The sequence below is a fragment of the Mycobacterium sp. genome (assembly GCF_032161845.1).
GTDB lineage: Bacteria > Actinomycetota > Actinomycetes > Mycobacteriales > Mycobacteriaceae > Mycobacterium.
This window is the reverse complement of record NZ_JAVRQA010000318.1, coordinates 1-3,884: the sequence shown is the minus strand read 5'-3', so window position 1 is coordinate 3,884 and position 3,884 is coordinate 1. Positions and strand designations below refer to the sequence as shown.

Here is a 3,884-nt window from a genome sequence, read left to right as displayed (position 1 = left end):
CGCACGGATGACCGGTCTGCTGGTGGCCGCATGCGCGCCAGTCGTCGGTGGTTCGGCCCGCACGTCGCTGGGCGCATGGCGCAGCGACGCCGCCAGCCATCCCAGTCCCAACGCAGGCGTGGTGGAGGCGGCATTCGCCGGCGCACTGGGCGTGCGCCTCGGCGGCCCCACGCAATATGCCCACGGACTCGAGCTCAGGCCCGCGCTCGGCGATGGCCGGGGTCCTGGCGTCGACGACCTGCGGAGGTCGGTCGCATTGTCGCGCACCGTGATTGCCGTCGCGACGGTCGTCGCGGTGATGGTCAGTGCCGTCGGCCGTAGCGGTCGGCGAGCTTCTCCTCGGTAGTCGGCGGCAGCTCCGAGGCCGGAGCCGCCGCGTCGGCGGAGGACCTCTCCAGACGTCGTTGTCGCACTTCGGCCACGACGAAGTAGCCGACTCCGAGCGGCGCGACGATGCCGAAGGCGATCCACTGGATGCCGTACGACAGGAATGGCCCCGAATCGAGGTGGGGCAGGCCTACCACGCCGAGGCCGCCGGGCTGATTGTCGACGAGCTGCAGGTAGGAGCCGGCCAGCGGAACGCCCGTCACGGCCGCAACCTGCGCGGTGTTGATCGAATACACCTGCTCCCAGCCGTCCTGCCGGAATGGGTTCTTCCCCTCCGAGACGGGTTCGGAATCCCGCAGTCGCGCCACGATGGTCACGGTCCCGCCGGGCAAGTCGGCCATGGCTGGTGCCTTCGAGCCGGGATCGGGTCGGACGTAGCCGCGGTCGACCAGCACGGTGGGGCCACCGTCAACGGTGAACGGCACCAGCACCTCGAAGGCAGGCTCGCCCTCGACCATCCGAAGCCGTGCCAGAACCTGCGACTGTGGGTGGTAGCGCCCCGTCGCGGTGACCCGCTTCCATTGGGCGTCGGGGGCGGACGAATCTTGGCGCGGCAGCACCGTCGTGACCGGCACGGGCTCGGCGGACAGCGAACTGGTCACCTGGTCATTCTCGCGCGAGGTCTTCGTGTTCTTGCCGAGCTGCCACGGCGCCAGCACCGTGAAGCAGAGATAGGCGAACCCGAGCACCACGACATAGAGCGCCAGCCATTGCGGCCGCAGCAGGAACCCGAAGCGCGCCATCAGTTCGCGATTCCCCGCTCGGCAAGCTGTGCGTCGACCCACGCGTGGAGCCCCGGCAGCGACGTCTCGATGACGGCGAAGGTCTCCTCGAAGTCGTCCGCCGTGCCGTAGTACGGATCCTCGACGTCCAAGGCGTGGGCCCCCGACCGCGGGTCGAACGAGCGGAGCATGCGGATCCGGTCCGGAGGCGCGTCGAAGAGATCGCGCAGCATCCGGGTGTGGTTGCGGCCCATCGCCACGATCAGGTCGGCGCCCAGGTGGTCGTCGTGGACCTGCGCGGCGCTGTGCTCGGTCGGATAGCCGTGCGCCCGAAGGACCTGATTGGCCCGGTCGTCGGCGGGGCCACCCGCGTGCCAACTGCCCGTGCCTGCACTGGAAACCTTCACGACGTGCGCGAGGCCGCGCTCCTCGATCTGATGCGCGAACATCTTCTCGGCCATCGGTGACCGGCAGATGTTGCCCGAGCAGACGAAGGTCACGTGCAACGGGCTGGCGCTAGACACCGAGCACCTCGCGCAAGTCGCCGATGGTGGCCACGTGCTTCAACGGCATCGCCGAGACGTAGTCGACGAAATCGGCTGCACCGTAGCCCCATTCGACGACGACGGTGTTGATCCCGTGCGCTGCGGCGCCCTCCACGTCGTGAGCACGGTCGCCCACCATGAGCACGTGCATGGGCAGCGGCTCCAGCTGGGCGATCGCATGCGCGACGACGTCTGCCTTCGACGATCGCGCGCCGTCGAGGCTTGCTCCAGCGATCACCTCGAAGTGATCGCCGAGTCCGAAGTGCTCGATGATCCTCCTGGCGGTCGGTTCCGCCTTCGACGTGGCGACGGCCAACCGCACCCCTGCGGCACGCAGATCGGCCAGCAACGCCGGGATGCCGTCGAACAACCTGTTCATCGCCCAGCCCCGGGTCGTGTAGTCGGCCCGGTAGGCGGCGATCGCGTCGTCCGCGCGACCCCCGAGGCCCATGGCCGTCAGCGTGAGGTGCATCGGTGGACCGACGATGCGGCCCGCCAGGTCGCCATCCGGAACGGGTGCGCCGACCTCGCCGAGCGCGTGGCGGAAGCTGGACACGATTCCTTCTGCCGAATCGGTCAGCGTGCCGTCGAGGTCGAAGATCACCAGTTCGGGGCTCACGCCATCATTGTCCCCGATGTCGCTGGTAGTCCCCATGCCTGGGCCTGCCGTCGGCGCACTACTGTCGTGATGTGGGTCAGCCACGGGATGCCGCCCGCTACCACGGTGATCAGGCCGCAGCGCCCGGGATGCTGGACTTTGCCGTGAACGTGCGCGCTGGGCAGCCGCCGTCCTGGCTGGTCGAGCGCCTCGCCGCGCGGCTGCCCGACCTCGGTCACTACCCGAGCGCCGACGACGTCGCACGCGCGACCCGGGCCGCTGCGCTCCGGCACGGTCGTGACGTGGCCGAGGTACTCCTCCTCGCCGGCGGCGCGGAGGGTTTCGCGCTGCTCCCACGACTGCAACCCCGGCTGGCGGCGTTGGTGGCGCCGTCGTTCACCGAGCCGGAGGCTGCTCTGGTTGCCGGGGGCGTGCCGGTGCACCACGTCGTCCTCGGCCCGCCCTTCGTATTGGCGGGCGCCGACGTTCCAGACGCCGCCGACCTCGTCGTGCTGGGAAATCCGACGAATCCGACGTCCGTGCTCCACGCCCGCGAGGAGATCCTTGCGCTGTGCCGGCCAGGGCGCGTCGTGGTCGTCGACGAGGCGTTCGCGGACGCGATTCCCGGCGAACCCGAATCGCTTGCCGCGCATGCTGGCGACGGTGTCGTGGTGCTGCGCAGCCTCACCAAGACATGGGCGTTGGCGGGCCTTCGCGTGGGTTACGCGCTCGGGCCCGCCGACGTGCTGGCCCGACTGGCGCGCGAGCGCCCGCACTGGCCGCTGGGCACGCTGCAACTGGAGGCGATCGCGGCGTGCTGCTCGCCGGACGCCGTCGCCGAGGCCGCGACGGGTGCCGCCCGCCTGGCAGCGATGCGGGCCGAGATGGCGGCAGCGTTCTGCGCCGCCGGGTTCGACGTCGTCGACGGCCGCGCTCCGTACCTCATGGTCAGCGTCGCCGACGCCGACCTGGTGCGAAAGAAGTTGCACGCCAAGGGGATCGCCGTGCGGCGCTGCGACACCTTCGTCGGCCTCGAGGGACAGTATCTGCGGGTGGCGGTCAGAAGCGAATGGCCGGCTCTGGTCGATGCCGTCGTGGAGGTGACGCAGTGAGCGTCAGGCTTGCCGATGTCATCGACGTGCTTGATGACGCCTACCCACCACATCTGGCCGCCGATTGGGACTCGGTCGGACTGGTGTGCGGAGACCCCGACGACGCCGTCGACTCCATCACGATCGCCGTCGATGCGACGGCCGAGGTCGTCGCCAATGTGCCCGAACGCGGTCTGCTGCTGGCGCACCACCCGCTGCTCCTACGTGGAGTCGACACCATCGCCGCGAGCACCGCGAAGGGAGCACTGCTGCACCGGCTCATTCGCGGCGGTAGCGCGCTGTTCACCGCGCACACCAATGCGGACGCCGCCTCACCCGGGGTGTCCGACGCGCTTGCGCAGACGCTCGGCCTGACCGTGGAGGGGCCGTTGGAGCCTGCGCGCGAAGATCGTCGGCTCGACACGTGGGTGGTGTACGTCCCCGTCGCCGACGCGGATGCGTTGCGGGAAGCCCTTTTCGCCGCAGGCGCTGGCCAGATCGGGGACTACTCGCACTGCTGCTGGTCGGTAGCGGGAACGGG

6 protein-coding genes are annotated in these 3,884 nt (G+C 70.0%); 3 read left to right on the top strand and 3 right to left on the bottom strand.

Annotation, left to right across the window (positions count from 1 at the left end; all coding sequences use genetic code 11):
- A partial coding sequence (locus QOD90_RS17185) for a cobalamin biosynthesis protein (RefSeq protein WP_526351816.1) occupies positions 1–346 on the top strand: 346 nt, incomplete at its 5' end.
- Here QOD90_RS17185 and QOD90_RS17180 read toward each other — a convergent pair.
- Genes QOD90_RS17180 through QOD90_RS17170 form a run of 3 tightly spaced genes read right to left on the bottom strand, consistent with a single transcriptional unit; the run spans position 303 to position 2,309 of the window.
- The gene (locus tag QOD90_RS17180; RefSeq protein ID WP_526351814.1) at positions 303–1,130 is read right to left on the bottom strand and encodes an SURF1 family cytochrome oxidase biogenesis protein; all 828 of its coding nucleotides are present in this window, start codon (positions 1,128–1,130) and stop codon (positions 303–305) included. The genes QOD90_RS17185 and QOD90_RS17180 overlap by 44 nt on opposite strands.
- A complete protein-coding gene (locus QOD90_RS17175; RefSeq protein WP_526351812.1) occupies positions 1,130–1,633 on the bottom strand; it encodes a low molecular weight protein-tyrosine-phosphatase in 504 nt (167 codons plus the stop codon). The genes QOD90_RS17180 and QOD90_RS17175 overlap by 1 nt, the downstream gene beginning before the upstream one ends.
- The gene (locus tag QOD90_RS17170) at positions 1,626–2,309 is read right to left on the bottom strand and encodes an HAD-IA family hydrolase (RefSeq protein ID WP_526351810.1); all 684 of its coding nucleotides are present in this window, start codon (positions 2,307–2,309) and stop codon (positions 1,626–1,628) included. The genes QOD90_RS17175 and QOD90_RS17170 overlap by 8 nt, the downstream gene beginning before the upstream one ends.
- 35 nt (positions 2,310–2,344) lie before the next feature.
- Here QOD90_RS17170 and cobC point away from each other — a divergent pair, with 35 nt between their 5' ends.
- Positions 2,345–3,364, top strand: a complete 1,020-nt coding sequence (cobC, locus tag QOD90_RS17165; RefSeq protein ID WP_526351808.1) for an Rv2231c family histidinol phosphate aminotransferase CobC — start codon at positions 2,345–2,347, stop codon at positions 3,362–3,364.
- Positions 3,361–3,884 (top strand): Nif3-like dinuclear metal center hexameric protein (locus QOD90_RS17160; RefSeq protein WP_526351806.1); only part of this gene is annotated, 524 nt, incomplete at its 3' end. The genes cobC and QOD90_RS17160, both read left to right, overlap by 4 nt.